This is a genomic window from Acidobacterium sp. S8 (assembly GCF_009765985.1).
Classification (GTDB): Bacteria; Acidobacteriota; Terriglobia; order Terriglobales; family Acidobacteriaceae; genus Alloacidobacterium.
The window spans coordinates 1-25,480 of record NZ_LMUM01000024.1 but is presented as its reverse complement, the minus strand read 5'-3'; the positions used below and the strand labels follow the sequence as shown (position 1 = coordinate 25,480).

The following is a 25,480-nucleotide window of genomic DNA, read 5'->3' as shown; positions in this document are numbered from 1 at the left end:
ATAGGCCCAAACTGCGTTAAGGTTAGATTAGGCGAGTATGAGCGCATCATGGCAGAACAATCCGGGAAACGGCAATGGTCCGTTTCGCTCTTCCCAGGTCGAACCGGAGATCTTGCCGCCTGAGGGTAGCGGAGATACACAGCAGCAGGCCTACTACTACCAGCCGCCGCAGCCGCAATCCATGCCACCTCCGCAGCCTGCCCGCAAACCGCGCTGGGCTTATGCGCCGGCTACTTACATTCTCGTCGCCATTAATTGCTTGGTTTTTCTGGGCATGCTTTTCAGCGGCGTCTCGATCATCGAGCCTACCCCAAGACAGCTGCTCTTCTGGGGCGCGGACTATGGGCCCTACGTTCTTTACCTAGGCGAGTGGTGGCGGCTGCTGACAGCGACCTTCGTCCACGTCGGCATCATCCATCTGGCTACCAACATGTGGTGCCTGTGGAACCTCGGCCTTCTGGGCGAGCCGCTGATCGGCCCCTTCGGCATGTTCGCGGCTTACATTTTGACCGGAATCGGCGGCAACCTGCTGAGTACCGCCGTTCACCCTGGCTCACCCGGAGGATTGGGTGGCATTGTTGGCGCAGGAGCCTCGGGCGCCGTCTTCGGCCTTGCCGGAGCACTAATCATATTGCTGAAATCGCCTCTGCTGCCGTTGCCGAAGATAGAAGTGCAGCGCCTGCGCAAGAGCGTCATCTGGTTTGCCGTGCTGAACTTCGTCATTGGAGCAGGCACCTGGGTGGCTGGAACAGCCATCCAGATCGACAACATGGCGCATCTCGGCGGATTTCTCAGCGGCCTGGCGTTCGCCCTTCCGCTCGTTCCCCGCATCGGCGCGCGTCGCGAGGTCTTCCTTCGCCGACGCTGGATAGCCGTGCTTGGCATGAGCTTTCTGCTGCTGCTGCTTGCCTTCGGGGTCCATTCGTTCTACGCCGAAGGAAGGCCGCACTTCTAGCAGCAGGTCCGTACGCTACTGAATGCAGCTGATTTTAAGCTGAAGTCTTGTACGGCACTGTGATGGAGCGATGCCCCGCTGCCACCTTCCGGCAGCGAGGCTCGATCACAGAAATTATTTCCGGCGCAGGGGACGCGCCATGCTGATTCAGCGAACCGCTGTGGTAGCGAACTTCTTCACCATCGCGAGCAGCAACTTGCGGTCGCTGTCATTCAGGTTGGAAGAGTAGCGGCGTATCTGCGTAAGAAAGCGAAGCTCATCGTCAGAAAGCGTCCTGGTATTCAGGTCGCGGTCCAGCGAGTCTTCGGTGAAAAACTGTGAGAGCGGCAAATCCAACGCACTTGCGATCTTGGACAAAGTGTCGAGCGAAGGAACGGTATGACCGTTTTCCACTCTCGACAGGTAACAGCGCAGCAGGCCGGTGCGCTTTTCTATATCTCCCTGCGACAACCCTTTTTGCAACCGATAACCCCGAATCGTTATTCCAATTTTCATAGTGTGGTCCTATGTCCACATTTCCCCTTTTGATTTCCAAAAGGTGGTTTTTTTTGTTATTGGCTGCATAGTTAACATGCTGAAACGTTTGAATCAAGAACTTTTTTGTTTATTTAGTAATCGTTACCCGTTACGAACCACCGATGGTTCATTGCGGGTAACGATTAAGCCTCACGGTTTCAACGTTTGAACAAAGAATTGTTGAATTCGCTTCTGCGCGTCTTCCGCGTCTTCCGGCTTATAGCCCTGTTTGTTGCTCGGATTCTCGAAGGCATGTCCTGCGTCGGGATAGATCTTTACATCCACCGGTTTTCCCAGGCCCTTCATGGAATTGGCAAATCCCTGCACCGCGTCCGGCGGTATCCCATGGTCAAGCCCGCCGAAGTTTCCCAGCACCCTGGCGTGAATCTTTTCGAGCGCGGCCTTGTCCGTGGGCAGAGCTCCGTAATTGATGGCTACGGCGCGCAATGCCGGCTCCGCGACAGCCAGCTGGGCTGCATAGCCGCCGCCCATGCACCAGCCAACGGCGCCGATGCGTTTTGCGTCCACGTCTTTGCGTTTCGCTAAAAATTGAAAAGCGGACGCCAGATCCCGCACACCCTGGTCTTGCGGAAGCCCGCGCGAAAGCTCATGCGCCATCTCCGGATCCATGGCGGTCTTTCCCCGATAAAGATCGACTGCCAGTGTCACGTAGCCCTCATCGGCGAAGCGGCTGGATTGCTCTTTGATCCAATCCACAACGCCCCACCACTCCTGAATGACTACAATTGCCGGATGCGGACCCGGCCCTGTGGGAAGATACAGTAGACCGGACGCGGTCTCCGAGCCGCTGGGAAAGGTAATGGCTTGTGGCGTCGCGCCAAAACAGGTGGACGCAACTAAGAACAAAAGCAGAACAACTTGTTTCATAATGGAACCCCATCAGGAAGAAAGTCAGGCATCGCATGGATATTGCACTGATATCACAAAGATGGCAAGTCACTGACGCATCCACGATCGGGTCAACCTTCATCGGAACAAATGGGCTGCGGACATGACAACTAAGAAGCTGGCCGATGATGTAGGGCAGTCCTGCCGGAAGGCAGCCGGACTCGCTGTAGTTGTCTTTAACGAGTTATGCCGTTCCCGCGCGTTTACTGTAGCCGCGGCTCTGGCCTACTACTCCCTGCTATCGCTCGTGCCGCTGCTGATTGTCTTTGCATCGCTGCTCCGATTCCTGCCCGTCTCCAATATCGTTGATCAGCTGCTGGGAATGTTGGCCGCGCTCATGCCGCCTGAATCGATGCAGCTGATCGATTCCGTCGTGCTGAGCATTCTCGAACCGGGGCACGTGAAAATACTTTCCTTCGGAATTCTCAGCTACCTGTGGGCGGCCACCGGCGGCTTCTCCGCTCTCATCGAAGCACTCGACATCGCTTATGACGTCGCCAAATCCCGACCGTGGTGGAGGGATCGTCTGCAGGCTTTGATTTTGACGTTCACCGTTGGCGGCCTTGGGGTCTTTTCGCTTTTAATGATCCTCGTCGGCCCTCACTTCGGACGTTTTTTCGCATTCTTCTTTCCCGTCCCTCCATCGTTCACAATGGTCTGGCCAATTTTGAGGTGGACCATCACGATCCTCATGTTCGTCATGGCACTTGAGCTGATGTACTATCTGGGACCGCACGCACGCCACAGCTTTATCTCGACCTTACCCGGGGCCTCTGTTGCGGTTGGCGTCTGGTTTCTCGGCTCTTTCGGATTGAGCTTCTATCTCAGCCACCTCTCGAATTACAACAAGACGTATGGCTCTCTCGGCGCCGTGATCGGCTTGATGCTATGGCTGTATATCACTTCACTTGCCGTGCTCACTGGAGCCGAGCTGAATGCAGAACTCGGAAAGCGCCGCAGGAAACGACAATCGGAATGCCTTGTTCCGGAGCCGCGGCCGACCTCAGGACCGTCACCTGCGGCTCCGGCTCCGTTGTCCTCGGGACAAATTTCCACGCCTCTATAAATGCGGTGCGGGCAAGATATTCAGAATGTTATGGGTAGGAATTCCTTGCGTGCGGTGAAATTCGATCGCACTTGCTTTGGGTAAACACAATCGCTGTAGAGGTGTGCCCGCGCACACAAGCCCTCAAGCCCGGCGCGCGGGTTGTAGGCGTCCAGTAAGGCGATTAGGCGACGTGATGAAAGACGCCGCTTTGCAGCGCCATCATCTGATCCTTCACAGATAATTTAAGTTTTTTAAGGCGGACTTCTTCAAGCTGTTCGTCAGCTGAAAGGTAGGGTTTCTGGAGCAAGCTTTCCAACTTATCCGAATAATGCCGGTGTTGCTCCTCCAGACGGTGCATAACCTCATTATTCGGTGAACCGAACGTTTCCATATCCACGGAAAACACCTCCTATACCTTTGAGACGATCAAACTAGCACCGGGGAAGCCCACTTGCAAAGCGTTTTTCAAGTAAGTTTTCCACTGACCGGGAGCGCGGTACCCATTAATACGGCATCTTCTTTCGGGGAACTGTAATAATTCTTTCGCAGCCCTTCGCGTCGTAATTCAAAAAATCCATAAAGCCTTATAGCTCCGCTATTTGACGCGCGAACCTCAAGCTCGAGACGAACTGCCTGATGGATATTTGCCCACTGCATGAAGGCATGCAGCAGGGCTCTTCCGATCCCTCGCCCTCGCTCTGAAGAGAGCACGGCGATCGATTCCAACTCACAAACTCCCGCCACAAGCTTGCCGATGGAAAATCCCAAGAGGCGCTCCTGCGATTCGGCCACGAATCCGACACGCTGCAAACCAGTGTCGATTTCAGACTCGATAAAGCTTTCGTATGCTTTGTGGTTCCAATGAGGGGCTTCTGGAATTTCCTCGGCGATCTTCAGCACCAAATCGACATCGCCCACGATCATGCGCCGAATCGTCCAGCTCATGCGCTTTGCAACTTGCTTGTCTGCGTTGCGGGTCTGGCAAAAAGCTCAGCGTCGGAACGACGCAGGTAATTGCCGTCTAGCGATGCGAGATCGTCGAAGTCACCCGACAGCAGTCTCGGTAAAGCTAACTCCAGGGCATCTGACGCCGCCGGAGCCGAGACGAGGAGTGCTTCCGGAAATGCGGTCGAGGCTTTCTCTTCGCAGACAGCAAGTTCAGAACCCGCAGTCGATATACGCAATTCATCCACGGAGAGAAGCGCCTCCTCCTCGCCGTCTGCGTAGTTCCCGAAATAAAATTCGCCGCGGCCGGCATCCAGCGCCGCAGCCCGCCTGCCCGCTTTCTGCGCCAGCACTCGTAGCCGCGATACGGCAATCGCCGGCGTGGCGAACAACTCCGCCAGCCCCTTTGTGGCGCTAACGCCAACTCGCACCCCGGTAAAGCTGCCCGGACCATTCACAACAATAATCGCTTCCACATCGCGCAAGCCTGCATTTTGCTGCTCCAGCAGGGCGCGGAGCTGCGGCACCAGCAACGCCGCATATGTCTTTCCCGCAAGCTCCGCAGTCGCAAGCACAGAGATGCGCTCACCATCGCGCCGCGCCAGTGCGAGCGTGCCGGTACTTCCGCAGGTGTCAATGGCTAGTAGCATTTATACGTCCGCGATCGGGTCCTGGCAGATTTCGAGCAGCACTCCCCCCGCGCTCGAAGGATGTACAAAGAAGTAGAGGTGCCCGCCCGCGCCTATTTGAATTTCGTCAGAGATCAGACGCGCCCCCTTCGCTTTCAACTCTTCCAGCGTAGACGAAATATCATCCACATGCAGCGCCACATGATGCAGCCCTTCGCCGCGCTTCGCCAGAAACCGTCCCACCGGCGAATCCTCCGCCATTGGCTCGAGGAGCTCGATGCGGCTCTCATCCACCGGAATCATTGCGACGCGGACCTGTTCATGCTCAATCGTCTCCTGTTGCACAATATGCAGGTCAAGGGATTCATAGAAGCCACGCGCAGCCGCGATGCTTCTTACTGCAATTCCGAGATGATCGATTTTTGCCATGCTTTTCTACCTTAGGACGCGTGTTACCAGTTCCGGCACCAGCTTATAGGGGTCTTCTTCCTTGCTGACGACGCGTTCGACATGCGCTTCGAGTTCCGCATCGCTCAGGCCATGCTCCCGCACCTGGCGCATCAGCGACTGCCGCATCATTTCAAGAATGCGCTCACGCCAGTAGCGCCTGCGACGTGACTCCATGCGTCCTTCGCTCTCCAGCCATTCTTTCATCTGCGCAATCGCTTCCGTCAATCTGTCGATACCTTCGCCAGTCGACGCAACGGTCTTCACTACTGGGGAAATCCAGTCACCGTGTTGGGTGGCCAGGGACTGCATCGCGCGCACTTCTTTCTCGACGCGGTCTGCGCCCTCCCGGTCCGCCTTATTCACCACGAAGATATCGCCAATCTCCATGACACCGGCCTTCAAACTCTGGACATCGTCGCCCATGCCCGGAACCAGCACCACGACGGTCACATCTGCAAGACGCACAATATCGATCTCATCCTGCCCGACACCTACGGTCTCGATCAGGATTACGTCTTTGCCGCTAGCTTCAATCACCGAAGCAACGTCGGCAGTCGTGCGCGCCAGCCCCCCCAGCGCTCCGCGCGTTGCCATGCTGCGCACGTAGAATCCGGTGTCGCCGAGATTCTCCTGCATGCGAATGCGGTCGCCGAGAATCGCTCCGCCGGTAAATGCACTGGTCGGATCGACGGCAATCACTCCGACACTGATCCCGCTCGCACGATAATGCCGCGCCAACTTATCGACAATCGTGCTCTTCCCCGCTCCCGGAGAGCCCGTGATTCCGATTCGCAACGCCCTGCCTGTAAAAGGAAAACACTCCGACAGAACCTCCGCGGCAAGCGGAGCGTCATTTTCGACCAGAGAAACAGCACGCGCCAGCGCACGTACATCGCCGCTGCGAAGGCGATCGATGAACGACAAAATTTGCGGCTTCTCGCTGGGAAGAGTCTGAGTCATCTCGACAAGCAATCATAGAACGAGCACAGATCGCTATCCGCGTGAAGGCATCACTTTCAGAATCTCGCGCGCAATCACCATGCGTTGAATCTCGCTGGTGCCTTCGCCGATCGTGCAGAGCTTCACATCGCGATAATACTTCTCTGCCGGGTAATCCTTGATGAACCCGTACCCACCGTGCAGCTGCACGGCTTCATCACAGATGCGCACAGCCACTTCGCTCGCGTAGAGCTTGGCCATCGACGACTCGCGTGTCACCCGTTGGCCCGCATCTTTCAATACTGCAGAACGCAGCGTTAGAAGGCGCGCCGCATCGAGCTCCGTCGCCATATCCGCGAGCTTCCACTGCACCCCCTGAAATTCCGCGATGGCTTTGCCAAACTGCCTGCGCTCCTTCACATACTTCAAGCTGGCTTCAAGTGCTCCCCGCGCAATGCCCAGCGATAACGCGGCAATCGAGATGCGACCTCCATCGAGCACGCGCATCGAATCAACAAAACCCTCACCCAGATTGCCAAGCAAATTCTCCGCTGGAATCTCGCAGTCTTCAAAAATCAGCTCTGATGTATCGCTGGCGCGCAGGCCAAGCTTGTTCTCCTTCTTGCCCGGACGAAATCCCGGCGTGCCTTTCTCCACGGCAAATGCCGAGAGCCCATGCGTGCCCTGCGTTTTGTCAGTGACCGCGATCACCACCGCAACATCGGCATAGTGGCCATTGGTGATGAACGTCTTATTGCCGTTCAGCACCCACTTGTCATCTTTGCGGATAGCAGTTGTCTTTGCACCCGCCGCATCTGAGCCGGAATTAGGCTCCGTCAGTCCCCAGGCTCCCAGCCATTTGCCGCTGGCCAGCTTCGGGATATACTTTCGCCGCTGCTCTTCATTGCCTGCGAGAAAAATATGATTCGAGCACAGCGAATTGTGCGCGGCGACGATAATGCCAATCGAGCCATCCACCGCCGACAGCTCTTCGATCGCTGTCATGTAATCGACATAGCCCAAACCTGCGCCGCCGTACTCCACGGGAAAGATGATGCCCATCAGTCCCATCTGCCCCATCTGCTTCACCACGTCAGCAGGAAATTCACTGGCTTCATCCCACCGGGAAACATGGGGCGCAACCTCGCGCTGGGCAAAGTCGCGAACTTCTTTACGCAGCTGCTCCTGCTCTTCTGTGAGCTTGAACGGATAGGTATTTACATCCTGCACTGTCGTCTGGGACGCCATGAATAACTCCAAATCAAAAGTGGACCGAGCGAAAACCTGTGATCGTAGCACTTTTGAGAGAGCTTTGTCGCCGTAGGATTTCTCGATCACTATTTCACAACGGAGCTGGCCCATCGAGCATGGCCGCAATCTGGAGCCTTATCATGACCACTACGAATGGCAATCCTCCGCTGGCGACATCGCTCTCGCAGGCGCTCATCGCATCATCGAGTTCGATAATCGTCGGAGATGAGCATCAAAGCATTCGCCACTCTTCCGCGAACTCAAGCCGCATCCTGACGGATGGCGAGCATCGGTTCCCATGCCCGGACGCTGTCCCACCATCCCATGATCCTGCACCGTGGCGGATTTCCCGACGGCAGCTAGATCGTAGCCATGACCCCGCGCTCACGCGGCAACGGAATTCGCACGGAAGCCATGCCGCCCGCCGTAGCAGCCTGAATGCCCATCTCCGTATCTTCAAAGACAAGGCAGTCTTTCGGCGCCACGCCCAATCGGTCAGCAGCCATCAGATAACCTTCCGGGTCGGGCTTGCTCTTCGTGTAGTCGCCTGCGCACACCAGCGTTTCAAAGCGATCCAGCAGATTCAGCATCTTGAGTGAAGCAGTTACCGAGTCCCGCGTGCTGCCCGAGACGACAGCGAACGGAATCTGCCCGTACTGGTCGTCGATGTGTTCCAGCACTTCGGGAACCACCGTGAGCTGCGGAAGAATTTCGTAATATAAATTCTCTTTATTACGCATCACGTGTTCGACAGGCATCGCAAGTCCATTCTTTTCATTGAGCGTCGCGATGATCTCCGCAACCGGCATGCCACCCAGCGAATAGAAGAACTCTTCCTCGAATTCGCAATCCCATTCGCCCAGAACCTTCTTCCACGCAACATAGTGCAGCGGCATCGAGTCTACGATCGTACCATCACAGTCGAAGAGATATGCCTTGAATTGTCCTTCGGGCAATTTCAATTTCATGCAGTCATGATTCCTTTTCTTCATTTTACTGTTTTGCATCGCTTTCCGTGCACGATAACGCCGATCGTCTTACACTCATCCAGAACAAAATTTTCAATTCTTTTCTGAAGGGGAACATGCAGAGGAAATTTCTTGCGCTGATATTTCTTTCATTTAGCAGCCTGGCAACATGGGCGCAGACGCCGGGCTCGCATTGGGTTGGAACATGGGCCGCATCGCCCGTCGGGGAACAGGTCAATTCAGGTCAGCCATCTCCCGGCGACTCGACTTACCGCAACATTGTGCACATCAGCCTGGGCGGCTCCGCCGTGCGCGTGCAACTTTCCAATGAATTTGGTACCGAGCCGCTGAAAGTGGGCGCAGCGCATGTCGCAATCAGCTCCGGCGGAGGTTCCATTCAATCCGGCTCTGATCATCCGCTCACTTTTAACGAACGCCCCTTCGCCGAAATTCCTGCGGGCGCTTTTATCGTCAGCGATCCCGTCACGATGCAGGCTACGCCGCTCTCCGATCTCGCCGTAAGCATATACCTGCCGCAACAGAGCATCCGCAACACCACCTGCCATTCTTTCGGTGATTCGACAAACTACATCCTCAAAGGCGACGCCACTGCAGCCGCTACTGCAGATAACTCCAGCCCCATCTACTCGTGGTGCTTCGTCAAAGGAATCGACGTGAGCGTTGGTGATAAATCCTCCGCCATCGTAGCCTTCGGAGACTCCATCACTGACGGCGCTCTTTCTACCCGCGACGGCAACCGCCGCTGGCCTGATGTACTCGCCACGCGACTACAGGCAAATAAAGCTACTGCGAATCTCGGCGTGCTCAATCAGGGCATCGGCGGCAATCGCGTGCTGCATGACGGATACGGCCCCAGCGCGCTCGCCCGCTTCGACCGCGATGTTATCGCGCAAACCGGCGTCAAGTATCTCGTCATCCTCGAAGGTATCAACGATATCGGCCGCCTCAAGAATCCGCATGAACCGGGGGACAATATCACCGCCGACGATCTCATCTTCGGACTCGCTCAGCTCGTCACGCGCGCGCATCAGCACGGCATCAAGGTCTTCGGTGCGACGCTGACTCCATATATGAGCGCAGGCTATTCATCAGCCGCAGGCGAACAAGTGCGCCAGGCTTACAACAACTGGATCAGGACCAGCGGCGTCTTCGACGGAGTCATCGACTTCGACAAAATCACGCAGGACCCGGCACACACGGACACCTTCCTGCCTGATTACGATTCAGGCGACCACCTGCATCCGAAAGATGCTGGATACAAAGCTATGGGAGACGCAATCGATCTTTCGCTCTTCCGATAGCGCATCGACCACGAGGAACACACTGACTGGGTGCCCATCCTTTCGCGCACTTTGCGAAAGGGCGGGAGCCTATCAGCGTCCAATAAGCTCGCGAGATCTCACCAGCTGTATAGTTAGCCTCTAACTCCTTGCAACCACTCACGAGCCGCATCCAGATCGTTGCGGGAAAGCTCATGACCTACCGGCTGCCACAGATGCGTCACACTCGCCCCTGCCTTCGTCAATAACTGCACGAGACTGCTCGCATTGTCAGCATCGATAATCGGATCGAGTTTCCCTGAGGAAAGAAGTACAGCCTTGCCTGAAAGGTCCGGCAGCTTCTCAGGAATCAGCGGCACCTGCCCGCGCAACAGGATCGCGCCGCGCAGGATCTCAGGACGCAGCAGCATCATCGCCGACGCGATATTCGCGCCATTCGAATAGCCGACCGCAATCACGTTCCCTGCGTCCAGGCTATTCTCTGCAACCGCTGCTGTTACAAAATCCGCGAGCTCGTTCGCACGCCGAATCACATCGTCCTCGTCGAAAACACCTTCGCGCAGACGCCGGAAGAAGCGCGGCGCGCCATTTTCAAGCACCTTGCCTCGCGGGCTGAGCAGCGAACTCTCAGGATCGAGCATGCGCCCGACCGGCAACAGATCATCTTCATTGCCTCCTGTGCCATGCAGAATCAGCAGCGTGCGCTTGCTCTTGCCAGGAACAAAGCGATGGATAAACGTCTCAGCATCGGTCATGACTGCCGCTCCGCCGTAAAGTTCGGCTGATGCAGCTTCGGCAGTTCGCCTTCAATCTCCGTACGATATTTCTCCAGCCACGGGGGCAGCTTCAAGGGCTGGCCCAGAGCATTCTCCGCTTCATCGCGCGCAAATCCTGGCGGATCGGTCGCAATCTCAAAGAGCACTCCGCCAGGCTCGCGAAAGTAGATCGACTTGAAATACTGGCGATCGAGCACCGGCGTTACGTTCAGCCCAGCTTCGCGCACTTTGGTCTGCCACTCTACCTGCGCAGCATCGTTAGGCACGCGCCACGCCACATGATGCACGCTGCCGCCAGCAACTACGCCTGACAGAAACTCCGGCGTGCAATGCAGGTCAACATTTGAAGCGTTGTTACCTTCCCCAAAGCTGAAACGAAAATACGATCCGTCTTCCGCAACCTTCGTAGCGCCCATCGTATCCGTCAACAGAGCCGCCGTGCTCTCCATCCCGTCTTCGCACAGCGTTACGGAGTGAAATCCTCGAATCGCTTCTTTCCCGCTAATGCCTTGTGTCTCCCACGCAGGCCTGCTCTCGGCGTTCGGCACTCCGACCAGTTCCAGCGCCAGCCCATCCCAGTCGCGAAAGGCAAGCACAGGCTCATCGAAGCGCCGCTGCGGCTTGTCGTATTCCACACTGTGGCGCGTGAGCCTCTCGATCCAAAAGCCGAATGACTCCAACGGCACAGCAAATGAGATGGCCGTAGCCTGTCCTGTACCGCGCCTTCCGTGCTGCACATGGCTCCACGGAAAGAAGGTCAGAATGGTCCCCGGATCGCCTTTGCCGTCGCCGAAGTAAAGATGATAAGTGCCGGGGTCGTCAAAGTTCACTGTCCGCTTCACCAGCCGCAGGCCCAGTACCCCAGCGTAGAAGTCCACGTTTTGTTGGGCGTCGGTGGCAATGGCGGTGATATGGTGAATTCCAGGAATCGAATCGGGCATGTGTTTCCTCCGTCCAACAGCAGATGTTCGCTTTTAGAATTGGATTCAGCAGCCCAGCCGGTTCGCCGCAGCTGCTACCCGTATTAGAAGCGGCTACAGATTCGCAAATCTTTCGAGCCATAAGAAAACACGATTACCTCTTCAGAAACTTCTTCCAATCAGCTTCGATCTATAGGTACACATGAACTTTCTCGGCAAGCTTACCATCGTCGCTGGCGTCGCTTTTCTCGGCATCCAATGTATCCGCCCCGCGTTGGATAATCCTCCCGTCACAGCTGAGATTCAGGCGCCGCCCGAGGTGCGTCAGATCTTACGAAACTCGTGTTACAACTGTCACTCGAACGAAACCTCCCTGCCTTGGTTCGACCGCATCGCTCCCTCGTACTGGCTCGTCGTCCACGACGTGAAAACTGCCCGCGCTCATCTTAATTTCTCTGAGATCGGAAAGCTCCCGCCCGCTGCCCAGCGCGGAGCCTTATTCGAAGCCGTGAATCAGATTCAACTCGGAGACATGCCGCTGCCCAGCTACCGGCATGTGCATCCTGACTCGACCGTCACCCCCGAGCAGCTCGCCGTGCTCAAAAACTATCTCGATCCCTTCCGCCCGTCACCACCAGCCGATGCAGATCAGACTGCTGCCGTCGACACCCAATTTCACAACTGGACAACCTCCGCCACACCCGCGCCAACCGTTCAGCCAGCGCTCAATGGAATCCAGTTCCTTCCCGACTATAAAAACTGGAGAACCGTCAGCACCACCGACCGCGGCGACAACCACACCATGCGCGCGATTCTCGGAAACGATATCGCTATTCACGCCATCGAAACTAAGCAGGTGCAGCCATGGCCCGATGGAGCCGCCTTCGCCAAAATTGCATGGGAAAGACTCTCCGACGACAAAGGTGCCGTGCATCCCGGCCGTTTCATTCAGGTCGAATTCATGATCAAGGACAAAACTAAATACGCCTCCACCGCCGGTTGGGGATGGGCGCGCTGGCGAGGCACAGACCTTAAGCCTTACGGCAAAACCGCCGACTTCACCGGCGAATGCGTCAGCTGCCATTTGCCCGTCCGTGACAACGACTACGTCTACACCATTCCGGTCACCGGCCAGAGGTAAGCGATGAAAAAGCCCATCTACGTCGCAGCTCTCTCCCTACTGGCGCTCTTCTCCGGATGCTCCCACCGCACCCCGGCTGAGTCTGACCTTTTCAACACATCAGCGGAAATCGAAGCCAGCAAGCTCCCGTTTAATCCTCTGCATTGGAAGGTCATCATCTCCGGTATCGATCCGCAGCGCCAGACCATGTCTACGCTCTACGGAAATGACCTCGCCGTTCAAAGCGCCCGCGCTGGCCATGACGTCTACCCCGACGGCTCCGTCCTGTCGCTGGTCACCTGGACGCAGCGCGAAGACCCTCATTGGTTCGGAGCCCGGATCCCCGGCAAAGTGAAATCGGTGGAGTTCGTAACTGTTGGAAAAGACAGCTCAAAATCCGCGTATAAGCGTTTCGAAGGCCCCGACCTCGCCCCGGCAACGCTCTCGGATACCGAGGCGGCGTCTGCCAGGCGCGACAGCATTCTGGGGAAACGGGCATCCGTCATGCCATAGCTAAGTTTTTACTGATTTAGCACTTCCGATAGGCCTCAATCACTCGCAACTTTTCTTCCAAATTGTGTTTCAAATAGACAGGTGCCGTGATCCACTTTACGATTGCCGGCACCGGATCCAGCGTACCCGCTATGATAGGCGGCAGTGCTGGCAGGAGGTTTGTCTTGCGTATTCTGCGTTCGATTGCGTTGCTTATGGTTCTCGCCATTCCTGCTGCATTCGCCCATGGCCAGATTTCTGTAGGCATCGGGATTGGGCCGGTCGTCAGTTACCCCGCGCCTGTGTATGTATCGGGACCGCCGGTCTGTTCCTGGGGCTACTACTCTTACTATCCTTATTCCTGCGCTCCTTATGGCTATTACGGAGCCGACTGGTTCTTCGGCGGCGTCTTTATCGGCGCGGGCCCCTGGTATACCGGCTGGTATGGCCATCCATGGGGCTGGGGATGGGGTCATCCGTGGGGTGGCTGGGGATGGGGACCGCACCCCTACTACGGTGGATATGGATATCACGGCGGTTATGGATATCATAGCGGCTACGCGAATGGCTATAACCACGGCCTCAGCAGTGGGTACCGCTCAGGTGGCGCCTACGGTCGGTCCGGCTATAACGGATACGGAAATCGCAGCATAAGCACGAATGGCTATCGCGGAACTACTGGAACCTATAACGGCTTCCGCAGCGGCGGCTATAGCGCTACCAGCGGATTCCATGGTTACAGCGGCGGCTCAACCGGATTCCATGGCTACAGCGGCAGTTCTGGCTTCCACGGATATAGCGGTGGCAGCAGCGGCTTCCATGGCGGTGGATTCAGCGGCGGTTCCCACGGCGGTGGATTCAGTGGTGGAGGCTTCCACGGTGGCGGTGGTGGCGGCGGCTTCCACGGCGGTGGAGGCGGTCATGGCGGTGGTGGTGGACACCGGTAATTGAATCGCAAAGACAGAAGGCCCGTTTCGGCGGGCCTTCTTTTATGCCACAAAACAACGGCCCCTTCAAATATGCCTTGATTTTAGACACGGAATCTACCGGTTTCTATTCGTTCCGCAACGCAACGTTCGGATCGACCTTGGTCGCAGTCAATGCAGGAATGAGCGTTGCCATTAACGCAACAACGCCCAACACCAGCGCCACGATGAGGAATGAAGCAGGGTCATACGCGCTCACCTGGAATAGCAGACTCCTGAGTAGATGCGAAACGGAGAGTGCCACTGCTAAACCGGCTATGCCTCCCACCAGAACAAGTCCCATTCCCTTAGCAACAACCAGCTGCAAAATATTTGTTCGCGTCGCCCCCATCGCCATGCGGACGCCGATCTCCCGTGTCCGCTGCGCCACCAGAAACGCAATCACTCCATAGAGTCCAACCACGGCCATCGTCAAGCCGGTAAAGGCAAAGAAAGTAAGCAGCGCCGTCTCAAAACGCGGACGGTCAGCCAGTTTTGCAACCGTTTGAGCTAAAGGCTCAACCTCTACAGGGGCAGTCGGATCGAGCTTCGAAATCTGTGTGCGCAGCCACGGCACCACCACCGCAGGCGGCAAACTCGTCTCTACCAGAAACACGCAATGCCGGCTCCAGCTTTCGGGATGATGGTTGCTCCACAGTTCGTAGTATTCGGGCTCATCCTGCCCTGTCAGTCCGGCATTCTTCACGTCTCCGGCTACACCCGCAACCGTAAACACGGGGCCATCCACCACAAAGTATGGGCGGTAGTTGGCGAAGCGGATATGCTGCCCAATCGCATCGCCCCGGGGGAACAGCCGCGCGGCAAGCTGCCTGCTCAGAATCATGAAATCGCCGTTTGCACTGCGCTGTGCTTCGGTGAATCCCTGCCCTTCCAGAATAGGAATGTTCAGCACGCGGAAATAGTCAGGCGTCACCAGTCGCCTGACCAGCGCTCCGCCGGCTTCCGGCGGAATCGGCGGCCTTCCTTCCACAAAGAAATCCGCGTAGCGGGAGCCGCCATGCCAACTATTCGCATCTGGGGGCAGTGAGTCACTGATGCTTACCGCCTGCACTCCGGGCAGTTGACGCATAGCCGCCTCGGCGCGCAGATAGAAATCCATATATGCATGGCTTCCCTGGTAGCGCGAATCTACCAGTGGAATACGCACCGTCAGCACATTCTTCGTCTGCATTCCAAGGTCTTCATGCTGCAGATTCTGGAAGCTTCTGACGAAGAGACTCGCACCAGAAAGCAGAACCACGCTCACGGCGATTTGCGCAGCCACAAGAAATCCCCGCAGCCGGGTATGGGCGCCCGAATTCGTGGTTCGCGCGGTGAATGCTATAGAACCAGGTCTTTCGAGAACGGGCGCCATACCGCATACCGCTGCGCAGACCAGCGCCAAAAGAACAGCGAAGCCGATGATCCGCAGATCGAGTCGTGCGTTCGCAAGAAACGGAACACCGGACGGCGCGATGGAGATAAAAACTCGCAATAAAATCTCAGCCAGCACACACCCTGCTCCTGCGCCCGCAATCGCAAGCAGCAGCGCTTCCGTGAGCGTTTGCCGAATAATCCGAAACCGCGAAGCTCCCAGCGCCGAGCGTACCGCAAGCTCGCGCTCCCTCGCCGCGCCGCGTGCTGAAAAGAGGCTGGCCACATTCGCGCACGCAATCAGCATGACAGCCAGCGCAGCGCCCAGCAGCACCCATGCGGCCCGATATGCCTCCTGCATCTGGCGGTCGCGAATGGAACGAATCTGCAATTGGAACTCCTGCCGGAACTGCGCCGGAATCCACTGCTGCGTGTGGCGAAAGACCGGGCCCATCTCCGCTCTCGCCTTCGCAACGCTCACGCCCGGCTTTAGCCGCGCAAACGCCCACATCGGCAGTCCAATGCCTGAATTGAGCGTATGCTGTGCCCCTATATCCATCTGCGCCGACAGAAGAATATCGACCGCCTGCAGTCTCGGCATTTCGAAATCTGCCGGAAGCACGCCAATAATGCGCACCGGCTTGCCGTCAATATCTATCTCCTTATTCAGAACATCCCGCGAACGGTTGTAGCGAGCCAGCCAGAGAGCATCGGAAATAAGAGCTGTTTTCGGGGCGTTCGGTACATCCTCCTCGGGAAGAAAATTCCGCCCAAGCACGGGAGCCACTCCCAGCGTCGACAGAAAGTTCGCAGCTACGTCGGCGCAATGCAGGCGTACGGGATTCTGTGCTGTCAGGTTGCATTCGCTCGCTCCCCGCTCAAATGTCATTTGCCCGAACGGCTTCTGGTTATCGCGCCAATCAAAGTAAAATCCGCCAAGCGTAAACTCCTGCTTCTCCAAAGGCTGCACTAGGCCCACAGATACCAGCCTGTCACCATGCGCATATGGCAGGCTGCGGAAGAGGATACGGTCCACAACGCTGAAGACCGCCGTGGTCGCGCCGATGCCCAGCATCAACGTTGCCAGCGCAGTGATGGTGAAAATTGGATTCCGGCGGAACCCGCGCAGTGCATAACGCACATCTTGCCGCAGCGTATCCAGAAACCATCCAGGCCGAACCTCGCTGCACGCCTCGCGTGCATATTCAACACCGCCAAACGCAATCAGCGCCTGCCTACGCGCTTCTTCGGGCGCCATTCCCAACGCGATATTCGCTTCTGTCTGCTGCTCGATGTGAAGGCCCAATTCTTCATCGGCCTCATCTCTGCCTCTCCCTCGAAGCAGGAACCGCAACCGGATCCACCACTCCTGAAACTTATCAGCCGTCATCAAGCCTCACCTCCGGCCTGGTTGAGCACCAGGGCAATCGCCTCCGTCAAACGCTCCCACTGATCCCTTTCGGCCTCGAGCTGCTTCTGGCCCAGCGGCGTCAGAGAATAAAACTTAGCTCGCCGGTTGTTTTCCGACGGCCCCCACTCCGCTTTGATCCAGCCTTTGTATTCAAGCCGGTGCAAAGCCGGATATAGCGACCCCTGCCCAACCTGCAACATCTCCCGTGAAACCTGCTGGATGCGCTGGGCAATCCCCCACCCATGCATCGCTTCGATCGCGATCGTTCGCAAAATCAGGAGATCGAGTGTGCCTTGCAGTAATTCAGTAGACGAAGCCATTCGTTCCTCTCGACATTCGACAAATAGTCTTTCTTCTTGTCGGATGTCAAGGGGTCGAAGACGATCTTCAAAAAGTGGAGATTAGGCTCTAAAATGGCGCATTTTGGCTAATCAGCGAGGTATAGACGTCATTTTTAAGTATTCTGAGCCCAAATACCTTCGGAACCGTCAGTCTGAGCGAAGAATCCCAACCAAATTAAACATGCCACTTAAGGACACCTCAACCTTGCCAATCCGCCGCTGCAATCAAAATGATTTTGATCAGATCTGGACCATCATCAACGATGGCGCGCAGGCTTATCGAGGAATCATTCCCGCTGATCGCTGGACAGAACCTTATATGTCCAGAGAAATCTTAGAGCATGAGATACGGGAAGGTGTCGTCTTCTGGGGACTGGAAGACGACGGAGCTCTCATCGGAATCATGGGCATACAACCAGTGCAGGACGTCATCCTGATTCGGCATGCATATGTTCGCAGCGAAAGTCAGAAGAAGGGTATCGGAGCGCGCCTCTTATCCCATCTTCGCGGGCTGACAGACACTCCGGTATTGATCGGCACGTGGGCAGATGCCATCTGGGCGATTCGCTTTTATGAGCGTCACGGCTTCCAGTTAGTCGGCACGGAAGAGAAAAATCGGCTGCTCAAAAAATACTGGACTGTGCCCGAACGCCAGATTGAAACCTCGGTCGTTCTCGCCGATCAGCAGTGGCGCGAACGCAACGACGCGAAATAAAGTACCTCTAAGCCCGGATCAGACTGGACGCGATATTTGCGATCTGAGTAGCCGCATCGGGATGGGCCAGCTTCCGCGAACGCTCACCCATGGCGCGCAGCTCCGCGATATCGTTCAACATGGCGAGAAGAGTGGTCAGCAATAGTTCCGGCGTCATCTCGGACTCGATAAGCATGCGAGCGGCCCCGGCGGCGACCATCACTTCCGCATTTTTGCGCTGGTGATCGTCGGCAGCTCCGGGAAATGGAACCAGAAGCGCTGGTTTACCAGCGGCCATCTCTTCGGCAACGGTGCTGGCTCCGCTACGCGACAAGACCAGATCTGCGGCTTCGAAGCGCCGTGCCATATCGTCAAGAAAAGCATGAACCTGCCAGCGCGCAGTGTCCGCTCCGCTTGCAGCGTAAGCGGCTTGCGTCTCCTCGGCGTGCCGCGCTCCCGCCTGATGCAGAATCGTAAGGCCCGGAACTGCGTCCAGCAGCTTGGCTGCAATTTGCGGCATCGATAGATTCAGTACGCGAGCACCCTGGCTACCCCCAAAGATCAGCAGGCTCAAAGGAGCATCGGCCGGCCGAGGCTGCAGTTGAAAAAACTCCGCACGTACTGGGATTCCCGTCACCTGCGCGTTGCGAAAATACTTCAATGCTGGCTCAAAGTTGACGGCAGCAGCCCACACATACTTGCCGACCAGGCGATTCGCCAGCCCGGGAAAAGCATTCGGCTCAACGGCGAGCGTGGGAATATGGCCAAGAATTGCGGCTATCATCGCTGGCCCGGAAGCATAGCCGCCTACCCCGATCACAACATCGGGACGAAAACGCTTCAACAGCGCGCTGCAATGCACCACGCTCAAAGGCAGATCGAGCATCGTGCGCAAGCGGGTAGCCATGCTGACATTCTTAAGCTGGCCAACGTTGATCAACTCCAGCCGATGCCCCGCCTGGGGCACGAGACGCGATTCCAGCCCACGCGCCGTGCCTACAAATAAAAGCTCAGCCTGATATTGCTTCTGCAGCGCCGCAGCAATGGACAATGCCGGCATAATGTGGCCGCCCGTGCCGCCACCCGCAATCAATACGCGCACAGATTATTCGATCTCCCGCGTAATGTTCAGCAGCACGCCGATCAGCGCCAGCATGATGAAAAGTGAGGTTCCGCCATACGAGATGAATGGCAGTGTAATGCCCTTGGTAGGCACCAGTGCCAGCACAACGCTGATATTGAAAAATGCCTGGATAAGAATCGTCGCAGTAATGCCAAAAGCGAGAAAGCGCGCAAATGGATCTTTACAAAGAACAGCGGTGCGCATGCCGCGATACCCCAGCACGATAAAGAGTCCGACGACAATCAGAGCACCCAGCAGTCCCAGCTCTTCCGAGATGTTCGCAAAAATGTAGTCAGTGTGAGGCTCTGGCAGATAGAAAAGCTTCTGCCGCCCTTCCATATAGCCAAGCCCATGCAAACCGCCCGTTCCCACGGCGATCAGCGATTGAATGATATGGAAGCCTTTACCCAGTGGGTCCGACTCAGGATTGACGAATGCCAGCAAACGATCACGGCGCCACTTCACGCGGAAAAGCATCAGGTAAAGTACCGGGACCGAAGCCAGCGCCGCATAGCCGAGATATTTCATCTCCATTCCGGCAAGGTAGAGCATAAGCGCAGTCACACCCGCGCATACGAGAGCCGTACCGAGATCTGGCTCTTTCAGAATAAGGACGATGAATACAAGACTCGGCAACGCGGCCGGAAGTATCGTGCCCCGCCAGTCGTCAATCGTCTGCATACGACTCTGCAGGAACCACGCAAGAAAAAGCACCAACGCAGGTTTAGCCAATTCCGATGGCTGAAAGGAGAGAATGCCGAAACGAATCCAGCGGTGGGTGTTATGCGAGTCGCGCATCAGGAATGCAGCCAGCAAACAAAGAACCGTGATGGCAACAGCAGGAAAAACGACGTTAGGCCGATTGTACTTGCGGTAATCCACCTGCATGAGCAGCGTCATGACAGCAAGTCCAACTGCTGCCCAGATGGCCTGACGAACGACAAAATTATAGGGCGAGCCGAAGCGCTCCTTTGCCATAACAGCCGAGGCGCTGAAGACCATAGCCAGGCCGATGACGACAAGAATCAACGTCACACAGAACAGCAATTTGTCGACGCCTACACGTTTTGCCATACACCCTGTCTCGCGTACACCAGGTCTTTGAAGACCTGCCCGCGGTGCTCATAATTTTCAAACTGATCAAAGCTCGAACACGCAGGAGCCAGCAGAACAACCTCGCCCGATTGTGCAGCTTCCGATGCTTTGGCGACTGCCTGCTCGAGCGTTCCTGCACTCACAACAGGCACTGAGCCATCGATGTGCGTTTCTATCTTCTCCGCCGCCGCGCCGATGGTGTACACCGCCTTCACTCGCTCTTCCAGTAAGGGGCGCAGCTGGCGGTAATCGGAGTTTTTATCCTTACCCCCAAGAATGAGGTGAATGCCGCCCGGAAAAGCTGCGATTGCCTTTGATGCCGCATCCACATTCGTAGCTTTGGAGTCGTTGTAATAGTCGACGCCGCTGATCTCCGCAACAAACTCCAGCCGGTGCTCCACTGGCTTGAAGGATTCAACTGCCGTGCGAATTGCCTCGGGCTCGACGCCTGCAATTCGCGCGGCGCAGACGGCAGCCAGCACATTTTCAATATTGTGCGCGCCCTTCAGCGGAATATCGGCGGTCTTCAGGATGAACTCGGGCGTCGCTTGCTCGGACGCGCGGAAAACAATCGCACCTTCATGCACGAACGCACCCTGGCGCACAATCCGCTTCGCACTGAACCAGAAGATGCGTGACTTTGCCCGAGCAGCCATACGCGAGGTCACATCGTCGTCGGCATTCAGTACCACCGCGTCTTCGGCGGTCTGGTTGGTGAAGATGCGCTCCTTTGCTGCTGCATAATTCTCAAAAGTTCCATGCCGATCGAGATGGTCAGGCGTCACATTGAGGACCACGGCAATCTCAGGGCGGTAACTCTCTGTTGTCTCCAGCTGGAAGCTCGAAAGCTCGAGCACAGACCAGCCTTCATCGCGACTTTGATCGACCAGCGCAATCACAGGCACGCCAATGTTGCCGCCCACCTGCACCGGCAGATTGCCGGCTTTGAGAATGGCTCCGCAAAGTGCGGTAGTCGTCGTCTTCCCATTCGAGCCGGTGATGGCGAGTGTTTTGCCCTTCAGGTATTCAGACGCCAGCTCAAGCTCTCCCACTATGGGCAGGCCAAAATTCTTCACCTGCACCAGCTCCGGGGTATTCAGCGGCACACCAGGGCTCACAACAATCAGATCTTGACGGCGAAAGGTCAGCAGGCCGTGACCGCCAGCCTCGACGGCAATTCCTTCTTCCAGCAGCGCAGGAATATCCTTGCCGAGCTGATCGGCGCTGCGAATGTCCGACACCGTAACCTGCGCGCCTCTGCGGCGCAGAAAGAGCGCTGCTGCCAGGCCGGACTTGCCCAGGCCCACCACCAAAACTTTTTTGCCTTTGAATTCCATGCTTTCGATTTTCCGGCCCGACAGGCTATTCTGTCACGCCTGCAACAAAATTTAACGAAGCTTCAGCGTGGTGAGTGCTAAGAGTGCAAACACCAGCGCACCAATCCAGAACCGCGTGATCACCTTCGATTCCGACCATCCCAGCAATTCGAAATGGTGGTGTAATGGCGCCATCTTGAAAATGCGCTTCTTACGCAATTTGTAGCTACCCACCTGCAGGATGACCGAGATTGCTTCGATCACAAAAATGCCGCCGATGAAGGGCAACAGAAGCTCCTGCTTGATCGCAACCGCGACGGTTCCAATCGCGCCGCCCAATGCCAGCGATCCCACATCGCCCATAAAAACTTCGGCAGGGTGCGCGTTGTACCAGAGGAATCCAATGCTGGCGCCGACCATCGATCCGCAGAAGATCGACAATTCGCCCACCAGCGGCATACGCGGCAGTTCCAGATAGTCGGCGAAGACAACGTGACCACTCACGTAGGTCAGAACCGTCAGCGCGCCTGCCGCAATGATGGTGCAACCGATAGCAAGACCGTCGAGGCCATCCGTGAGATTTACAGCGTTGCTCGAAAAAACGATCACCAGCACCGTGAAGATGACAAAGGGCAGGAATGCCAGCAATCCGAGGTGTGGAATATGCCGCAGCGCATGAATGGCAAAATCAGGCTGTAGGCGCTTGACGAAAGGTACACTCAGCTTCGTCGAATAGATCCCCTGGGTCTGCATGGCGACTAACGCAATGGAGATCGCAAGACTCGCCAGAATCTGATAGCCCAGCTTGGCGCGCGCCGTCAGCCCCAGGTTGCGGCGCTTTACGACCTTGATGTAGTCGTCGGCGAAACCAATGGCACCGAAGGCCACCGTCGATCCCATGATCAGCCACACAAACGGATTCGAGAGATCTGCCCATAAGAGCGTTGGCAGCAGGATAGCAATGCAGATGAGCACCCCGCCCATCGTCGGCGTTCCTGCCTTCTTCTGATGATCCTTTGGCCCTTCCTCGCGGATATACTGGCTGATCTGAAACTCGCGCAGCTTCTCGATCACATAGGGCCCGATGATGAGCGCTATCAGCAGTGCCGTGAGCGAAGCAAAGGCGGTGCGAAACGTCAGATACCGGAAGATGCGGAATGGTCTGAAGTAAGGAAAAAGCTTCTGATACAGGAGCCAGTAGAGCAAATACTTCCTCCGGCAAAATTGCGGGGTCTCTCGTTCATCTTACAGGTTGGGAGCGCCGCAATTAATTTCGTCTTTTCTGGAAATTCGCGATTCTTTCGTTACAACGCGAAGACTGACTTTTCAAGCCCGGCGCTCTTCACTGCGCCAATAGACTGACTATTTCTCCAGGGCATCCAGTGCATGCTCCAGTCGAACGCCGCGCGATGCCTTCAGCAATACGACATCCTTCTCCCGCAGATTCCGCTTCAGCCACGCGCCAGCCTGTTCCGGGCTCTCCACAAAGATGCCCTCAGCGCCGCCCTGCTTTGCCGCTTCGACGATATGTTCCGCACTGCCGCGAACCCCCAGCACAATATCGACACCCGCTTCTGCTGCTGCCTGCCCACAATCCGAATGCAGCACGTCAGATTCTCGTCCCAACTCCAGCATTTCCCCGGCAACCAGAATATGCCGCTGCCCTGGCATCGACATCAGCGTGTGAATCATCGCTTTGAGTGCTTCAGGATTTGAGTTGTAACAATCGTTGATGATCGTCGCGCCATGTAAGGTCAGCGTTTGCCCGCGCTTGTCTCCAGGCTCAAGCTTCGCCAGCGCCGCCGCGCACTCTTCCAGCGGAATACCGGCTTCCAAACCTACCGCTGTGGCAGCAAGAGCATTCGCTACATTATGCTGCCCCAGCAACCGCAGATAGAGTTGCGCCTCCCGCACTCCGGCGCGAACCTGAATGCGAACTCCCTCCGCGCCTAACTCGTCTACGCTTTCGCCCCGTGGATCGGCGCAGGGGCCTTTGCCGAAGTAAACGCTCTTCCCATGAAAATCTCTGCCAAACTGCGAGACATAAGGATCGTCGCAGTTCAAGAAGGCCACGCCGTCTCCGGGAAGGCTTTCCACCAGCTCATATTTCGCGCGAGCAACGCCGGCAATGCCATCGTGGAAGTTCTCGGCATGCGCATTGCCCACATTCGTCACAACACCCCAGTCGGGCGCCGCAATGCGCGCGAGTGTCGCAATCTCGCCTGCATTCGACATGCCCATTTCAATCACCGCTATTTCATGCTCGGGTTCAAGACGAAGCAGCTGAAGGGGCAGACCGAATCCGTTATTGAGATTGCCCTGAGATTTCAAGACGCGGAATTTTGCCGCGAGCACGGATGCAATCGCCTCTTTTGTCGTCGTCTTGCCCGCACTGCCGGTCACACCAACCACGCGCTTTCCCCAGTGCCGTCGCACAGCTGCAGCCAGTGTTTGGAGGGCAGTCAGCGGCTCATCTACAACGAGCAGCGGATGCTGCCGCGTCGTCTCCGGCAAATCAAGAACCTTGCTCTTCGACACGACCGCCGCACTTGCTCCCCGATCCAAGGCAGCCGCAACAAAATTATGCCCATCGAAACGGTCTCCGCGAACTGCGAAAAACAAGTCTCCGGGCTTCAGGGTGCGTGAATCGATGGAGTATCCAGTCGCGGCTTCCGGATGCCGATCCTGACGAGATACGTGCAGCGTTCCGCTTACCCAGTGAGCAATCTGATCGAGAGCCAGCTTCATCGATTCGCTCCGGCCCGCGTCACAGCCTGAATCGCTTTCTCCGCCATGGCAACATCGTCAAACGGAATTACCCCATCACGCAGTGTCTGTGTTTTCTCATGGCCTTTACCCGCAAGCAGAACAATATCTCCGGGCGTTGCATGTTCGATCGCCATCGCAATGGCTCTTGCGCGGTCCGCTTCCTTCATGAAGGCGACGCCAGTCGCCTTAAGGCCCGGCAGCGCATCCTGCAGAATCGCCTCCGGATCCTCGCTGCGTGGATTATCGGAGGTAAGCACCACAAAGTCACTCCCTTCACCGGCCGCGCGGCCCATCAGAGGACGCTTCGTGCGATCGCGATCGCCTCCACAGCCAAAGAGCGTAATCACGCGGCCATTCAACGGCTTCACGAATGCGCGCCCCAGCGCAATTAAATTACGCAGGGCATCATCGGTATGCGCATAATCCACTACTACAGTGAAGGGTTGTCCCGCATCCACAGTCTGGAAGCGGCCCGGAACGCACGCCAGCGACTCAGCGCCAGCTGCGATCTCATCGAGAGTCAGCCCGCGTGCAAACGCAGCAGCCGAGGCAGCCAGAAGATTGTAGATATTCACTTTGCCCGTCAGCCGTGTTCGAATTCCTACCTTGCCGAAAGGGGCGGCGAGCGTAAACTGCATTCCTGCAGCAGACATCTTCACATTTTCAGCGCGAAAATCTCCCGCGTTCAATCCATAAGAAAAGATCTCTGAGCCTGCCTGGCCCGCTTTGATCGCCAGTTCCGCGCCATAAGAATCCTCAACGTTGACGACTGAAACACGCGGTACCGCGCCATTTGCGCCATCAAAAAGCATGCACTTAGCAGCAAAATACGCTTCCATGGTTTTGTGGTAATCGAGATGATCGCGCGTGAGGTTCGTAAAGATTGCCACATCGAATGGCAGCGACCACACGCGGCCCTGTTCCAGCGCATGTGAAGAAACTTCCATCACTGCTTCGGTAGCGCCTGCATCGACGCCGCGAGCAAACAATTCAAGCAGATCGCGAGACTCAGGAGTTGTGTGCGGAGACTCTACGACCTCGCCGGCGATATGGTATTCGATCGTTCCTACTAGAACTGTCTTGTGTCGGACACTGTTGAGCATCGCATCGAGCAAGAACACAGTCGTCGTCTTGCCATTCGTGCCGGTCACACCGGCCAGCTTGAGCTTCTTT

26 protein-coding genes are annotated in these 25,480 nt (G+C 56.6%); 7 read left to right on the top strand and 19 right to left on the bottom strand.

All coding sequences use genetic code 11. The features are described 5' to 3' along the window. Positions 1–37 precede the first annotated feature (37 nt). The gene (locus GSQ86_RS08700) at positions 38–955 is read left to right on the top strand and encodes a rhomboid family intramembrane serine protease (protein WP_158749579.1); all 918 of its coding nucleotides are present in this window, start codon (positions 38–40) and stop codon (positions 953–955) included. A 147-nt stretch (positions 956–1,102) separates the two neighbouring features. On the opposite strand, the gene GSQ86_RS08695 is transcribed toward GSQ86_RS08700, so the two are convergent. Both GSQ86_RS08695 and GSQ86_RS08690 read right to left on the bottom strand, forming a co-directional pair. Then, positions 1,103–1,450, bottom strand: coding sequence for a helix-turn-helix domain-containing protein (locus GSQ86_RS08695; protein ID WP_158749578.1), 348 nt, complete (start codon positions 1,448–1,450; stop codon positions 1,103–1,105). 171 nt (positions 1,451–1,621) lie between these two features. Continuing rightward, a complete protein-coding gene (locus GSQ86_RS08690) occupies positions 1,622–2,359 on the bottom strand; it encodes a dienelactone hydrolase family protein (RefSeq protein ID WP_158749577.1) in 738 nt (245 codons plus the stop codon). A gap of 124 nt (positions 2,360–2,483) precedes the next feature. Here GSQ86_RS08690 and GSQ86_RS08685 point away from each other — a divergent pair, with 124 nt between their 5' ends. Next, positions 2,484–3,446 carry a YihY/virulence factor BrkB family protein gene (locus tag GSQ86_RS08685; protein ID WP_158749576.1) on the top strand — a complete coding sequence of 321 codons (963 nt, stop codon included), beginning with the start codon at positions 2,484–2,486 and terminating at the stop codon, positions 3,444–3,446. Positions 3,447–3,609: 163 nt separating this feature from the next. Here GSQ86_RS08685 and GSQ86_RS08680 read toward each other — a convergent pair whose 3' ends face one another. The 7 genes from GSQ86_RS08680 to GSQ86_RS08650 form a co-directional block, all read right to left on the bottom strand. Further along, entirely contained in the window at positions 3,610–3,819 is a 210-nt protein-coding gene (locus GSQ86_RS08680) for a YdcH family protein (RefSeq protein ID WP_254062261.1), read from the bottom strand. Positions 3,820–3,893: 74 nt separating this feature from the next. Continuing rightward, positions 3,894–4,373, bottom strand: a complete 480-nt coding sequence (locus GSQ86_RS08675; protein ID WP_158749574.1) for a GNAT family N-acetyltransferase — start codon at positions 4,371–4,373, stop codon at positions 3,894–3,896. Then, on the bottom strand, positions 4,370–5,023 hold the full coding sequence (gene tsaB / locus GSQ86_RS08670; RefSeq protein WP_158749573.1) for a tRNA (adenosine(37)-N6)-threonylcarbamoyltransferase complex dimerization subunit type 1 TsaB: 654 nt from the start codon (positions 5,021–5,023) through the stop codon (positions 4,370–4,372). The genes GSQ86_RS08675 and tsaB overlap by 4 nt, the downstream gene beginning before the upstream one ends. After that, entirely contained in the window at positions 5,024–5,431 is a 408-nt protein-coding gene (gene mce, locus GSQ86_RS08665) for a methylmalonyl-CoA epimerase (protein ID WP_158749572.1), read from the bottom strand. A 6-nt stretch (positions 5,432–5,437) separates the two neighbouring features. Then, positions 5,438–6,412: a methylmalonyl Co-A mutase-associated GTPase MeaB gene (gene meaB, locus GSQ86_RS08660; protein ID WP_158749571.1), complete on the bottom strand. Its 975-nt coding sequence runs from the start codon at positions 6,410–6,412 to the stop codon at positions 5,438–5,440. Positions 6,413–6,445: 33 nt separating this feature from the next. Then, positions 6,446–7,639, bottom strand: a complete 1,194-nt coding sequence (locus GSQ86_RS08655; RefSeq protein ID WP_158749570.1) for an acyl-CoA dehydrogenase — start codon at positions 7,637–7,639, stop codon at positions 6,446–6,448. Between the two features lie 362 nt (positions 7,640–8,001). After that, a complete protein-coding gene (locus GSQ86_RS08650) occupies positions 8,002–8,610 on the bottom strand; it encodes an HAD family phosphatase (RefSeq protein WP_158749569.1) in 609 nt (202 codons plus the stop codon). A gap of 116 nt (positions 8,611–8,726) precedes the next feature. On the opposite strand from GSQ86_RS08650, the gene GSQ86_RS08645 reads away from it, so the two are divergent. Next, positions 8,727–9,932: an SGNH/GDSL hydrolase family protein gene (locus GSQ86_RS08645; RefSeq protein WP_158749568.1), complete on the top strand. Its 1,206-nt coding sequence runs from the start codon at positions 8,727–8,729 to the stop codon at positions 9,930–9,932. 113 nt (positions 9,933–10,045) lie between these two features. Here the strand turns inward: GSQ86_RS08645 and GSQ86_RS08640 are convergent, their stop codons facing one another. Both GSQ86_RS08640 and GSQ86_RS08635 read right to left on the bottom strand, forming a co-directional pair. After that, positions 10,046–10,666, bottom strand: coding sequence for an alpha/beta hydrolase (locus GSQ86_RS08640; RefSeq protein ID WP_158749567.1), 621 nt, complete (start codon positions 10,664–10,666; stop codon positions 10,046–10,048). Further along, a complete protein-coding gene (locus GSQ86_RS08635; protein ID WP_158749566.1) occupies positions 10,663–11,628 on the bottom strand; it encodes a ring-cleaving dioxygenase in 966 nt (321 codons plus the stop codon). The genes GSQ86_RS08640 and GSQ86_RS08635 overlap by 4 nt, the downstream gene beginning before the upstream one ends. Positions 11,629–11,809: 181 nt before the next feature. Here GSQ86_RS08635 and GSQ86_RS08630 point away from each other — a divergent pair, with 181 nt between their 5' ends. The 3 genes from GSQ86_RS08630 (at position 11,810) to GSQ86_RS22840 (ending at position 14,166) form a co-directional block, all read left to right on the top strand. Continuing rightward, positions 11,810–12,748 carry a heme-binding domain-containing protein gene (locus tag GSQ86_RS08630; RefSeq protein WP_158749565.1) on the top strand — a complete coding sequence of 313 codons (939 nt, stop codon included), beginning with the start codon at positions 11,810–11,812 and terminating at the stop codon, positions 12,746–12,748. A gap of 3 nt (positions 12,749–12,751) precedes the next feature. Next, positions 12,752–13,240 (top strand): cytochrome P460 family protein, encoded by a 489-nt coding sequence (locus GSQ86_RS08625; RefSeq protein WP_158749564.1) that lies wholly within the window; start codon positions 12,752–12,754, stop codon positions 13,238–13,240. A gap of 164 nt (positions 13,241–13,404) precedes the next feature. Beyond that, positions 13,405–14,166 carry a hypothetical protein gene (locus GSQ86_RS22840; RefSeq protein ID WP_174239951.1) on the top strand — a complete coding sequence of 254 codons (762 nt, stop codon included), beginning with the start codon at positions 13,405–13,407 and terminating at the stop codon, positions 14,164–14,166. Between the two features lie 106 nt (positions 14,167–14,272). On the opposite strand, the gene GSQ86_RS08615 is transcribed toward GSQ86_RS22840, so the two are convergent. Together GSQ86_RS08615 and GSQ86_RS08610 are read right to left on the bottom strand one after the other, a co-directional pair. Beyond that, positions 14,273–16,948, bottom strand: coding sequence for an ABC transporter permease (locus GSQ86_RS08615; RefSeq protein WP_158749563.1), 2,676 nt, complete (start codon positions 16,946–16,948; stop codon positions 14,273–14,275). Further along, entirely contained in the window at positions 16,948–17,289 is a 342-nt protein-coding gene (locus GSQ86_RS08610) for a PadR family transcriptional regulator (protein ID WP_158749562.1), read from the bottom strand. The genes GSQ86_RS08615 and GSQ86_RS08610 overlap by 1 nt, the downstream gene beginning before the upstream one ends. Before the next feature lie 202 nt (positions 17,290–17,491). On the opposite strand from GSQ86_RS08610, the gene GSQ86_RS08605 reads away from it, so the two are divergent. Continuing rightward, positions 17,492–18,025, top strand: coding sequence for a GNAT family N-acetyltransferase (locus tag GSQ86_RS08605; RefSeq protein WP_158749561.1), 534 nt, complete (start codon positions 17,492–17,494; stop codon positions 18,023–18,025). Positions 18,026–18,032: 7 nt separating this feature from the next. Here the strand turns inward: GSQ86_RS08605 and murG are convergent, their stop codons facing one another. The 6 genes from murG to GSQ86_RS08575 form a co-directional block, all read right to left on the bottom strand. Next, positions 18,033–19,106: an undecaprenyldiphospho-muramoylpentapeptide beta-N-acetylglucosaminyltransferase gene (murG, locus tag GSQ86_RS08600; protein ID WP_158749560.1), complete on the bottom strand. Its 1,074-nt coding sequence runs from the start codon at positions 19,104–19,106 to the stop codon at positions 18,033–18,035. A gap of 3 nt (positions 19,107–19,109) precedes the next feature. Beyond that, positions 19,110–20,201, bottom strand: coding sequence for a putative lipid II flippase FtsW (ftsW, locus tag GSQ86_RS08595; RefSeq protein WP_158749559.1), 1,092 nt, complete (start codon positions 20,199–20,201; stop codon positions 19,110–19,112). Continuing rightward, positions 20,186–21,559, bottom strand: a complete 1,374-nt coding sequence (gene murD / locus GSQ86_RS08590; RefSeq protein WP_158749558.1) for a UDP-N-acetylmuramoyl-L-alanine--D-glutamate ligase — start codon at positions 21,557–21,559, stop codon at positions 20,186–20,188. The genes ftsW and murD overlap by 16 nt, the downstream gene beginning before the upstream one ends. 51 nt (positions 21,560–21,610) lie before the next feature. Continuing rightward, on the bottom strand, positions 21,611–22,744 hold the full coding sequence (gene mraY, locus GSQ86_RS08585) for a phospho-N-acetylmuramoyl-pentapeptide-transferase (protein WP_158749557.1): 1,134 nt from the start codon (positions 22,742–22,744) through the stop codon (positions 21,611–21,613). A gap of 156 nt (positions 22,745–22,900) precedes the next feature. After that, the gene (gene murF, locus GSQ86_RS08580; RefSeq protein WP_158749556.1) at positions 22,901–24,286 is read right to left on the bottom strand and encodes a UDP-N-acetylmuramoyl-tripeptide--D-alanyl-D-alanine ligase; all 1,386 of its coding nucleotides are present in this window, start codon (positions 24,284–24,286) and stop codon (positions 22,901–22,903) included. Then, on the bottom strand, positions 24,283–25,480 hold a 1,198-nt coding region (locus GSQ86_RS08575; protein WP_158749555.1), incomplete at its 5' end, for a UDP-N-acetylmuramoyl-L-alanyl-D-glutamate--2,6-diaminopimelate ligase. The genes murF and GSQ86_RS08575, both read right to left, overlap by 4 nt.

Coding starts and splice junctions, on each gene's coding strand:
- GSQ86_RS08610 (WP_158749562.1), bottom strand. CDS start 17,289: ATGGCTTCGTCTACTGAATTACTGCAAGGCACACTCGATCTCCTGATT.
- GSQ86_RS08640 (WP_158749567.1), bottom strand. CDS start 10,666: ATGACCGATGCTGAGACGTTTATCCATCGCTTTGTTCCTGGCAAGAGC.
- GSQ86_RS08635 (WP_158749566.1), bottom strand. CDS start 11,628: ATGCCCGATTCGATTCCTGGAATTCACCATATCACCGCCATTGCCACC.
- GSQ86_RS08645 (WP_158749568.1), top strand. CDS start 8,727: ATGCAGAGGAAATTTCTTGCGCTGATATTTCTTTCATTTAGCAGCCTG.
- mce (WP_158749572.1), bottom strand. CDS start 5,431: ATGGCAAAAATCGATCATCTCGGAATTGCAGTAAGAAGCATCGCGGCT.
- GSQ86_RS08605 (WP_158749561.1), top strand. CDS start 17,492: ATGCCACTTAAGGACACCTCAACCTTGCCAATCCGCCGCTGCAATCAA.
- meaB (WP_158749571.1), bottom strand. CDS start 6,412: ATGACTCAGACTCTTCCCAGCGAGAAGCCGCAAATTTTGTCGTTCATC.
- tsaB (WP_158749573.1), bottom strand. CDS start 5,023: ATGCTACTAGCCATTGACACCTGCGGAAGTACCGGCACGCTCGCACTG.
- GSQ86_RS08680 (WP_254062261.1), bottom strand. CDS start 3,819: ATGGAAACGTTCGGTTCACCGAATAATGAGGTTATGCACCGTCTGGAG.
- GSQ86_RS08700 (WP_158749579.1), top strand. CDS start 38: ATGAGCGCATCATGGCAGAACAATCCGGGAAACGGCAATGGTCCGTTT.
- ftsW (WP_158749559.1), bottom strand. CDS start 20,201: ATGGCAAAACGTGTAGGCGTCGACAAATTGCTGTTCTGTGTGACGTTG.
- GSQ86_RS08630 (WP_158749565.1), top strand. CDS start 11,810: ATGAACTTTCTCGGCAAGCTTACCATCGTCGCTGGCGTCGCTTTTCTC.
- murF (WP_158749556.1), bottom strand. CDS start 24,286: ATGAAGCTGGCTCTCGATCAGATTGCTCACTGGGTAAGCGGAACGCTG.
- murD (WP_158749558.1), bottom strand. CDS start 21,559: ATGGAATTCAAAGGCAAAAAAGTTTTGGTGGTGGGCCTGGGCAAGTCC.
- GSQ86_RS08625 (WP_158749564.1), top strand. CDS start 12,752: ATGAAAAAGCCCATCTACGTCGCAGCTCTCTCCCTACTGGCGCTCTTC.
- GSQ86_RS08675 (WP_158749574.1), bottom strand. CDS start 4,373: ATGAGCTGGACGATTCGGCGCATGATCGTGGGCGATGTCGATTTGGTG.
- GSQ86_RS08655 (WP_158749570.1), bottom strand. CDS start 7,639: ATGGCGTCCCAGACGACAGTGCAGGATGTAAATACCTATCCGTTCAAG.
- GSQ86_RS08650 (WP_158749569.1), bottom strand. CDS start 8,610: ATGAAATTGAAATTGCCCGAAGGACAATTCAAGGCATATCTCTTCGAC.
- GSQ86_RS08615 (WP_158749563.1), bottom strand. CDS start 16,948: ATGACGGCTGATAAGTTTCAGGAGTGGTGGATCCGGTTGCGGTTCCTG.
- GSQ86_RS08690 (WP_158749577.1), bottom strand. CDS start 2,359: ATGAAACAAGTTGTTCTGCTTTTGTTCTTAGTTGCGTCCACCTGTTTT.
- GSQ86_RS08695 (WP_158749578.1), bottom strand. CDS start 1,450: ATGAAAATTGGAATAACGATTCGGGGTTATCGGTTGCAAAAAGGGTTG.
- GSQ86_RS08685 (WP_158749576.1), top strand. CDS start 2,484: ATGACAACTAAGAAGCTGGCCGATGATGTAGGGCAGTCCTGCCGGAAG.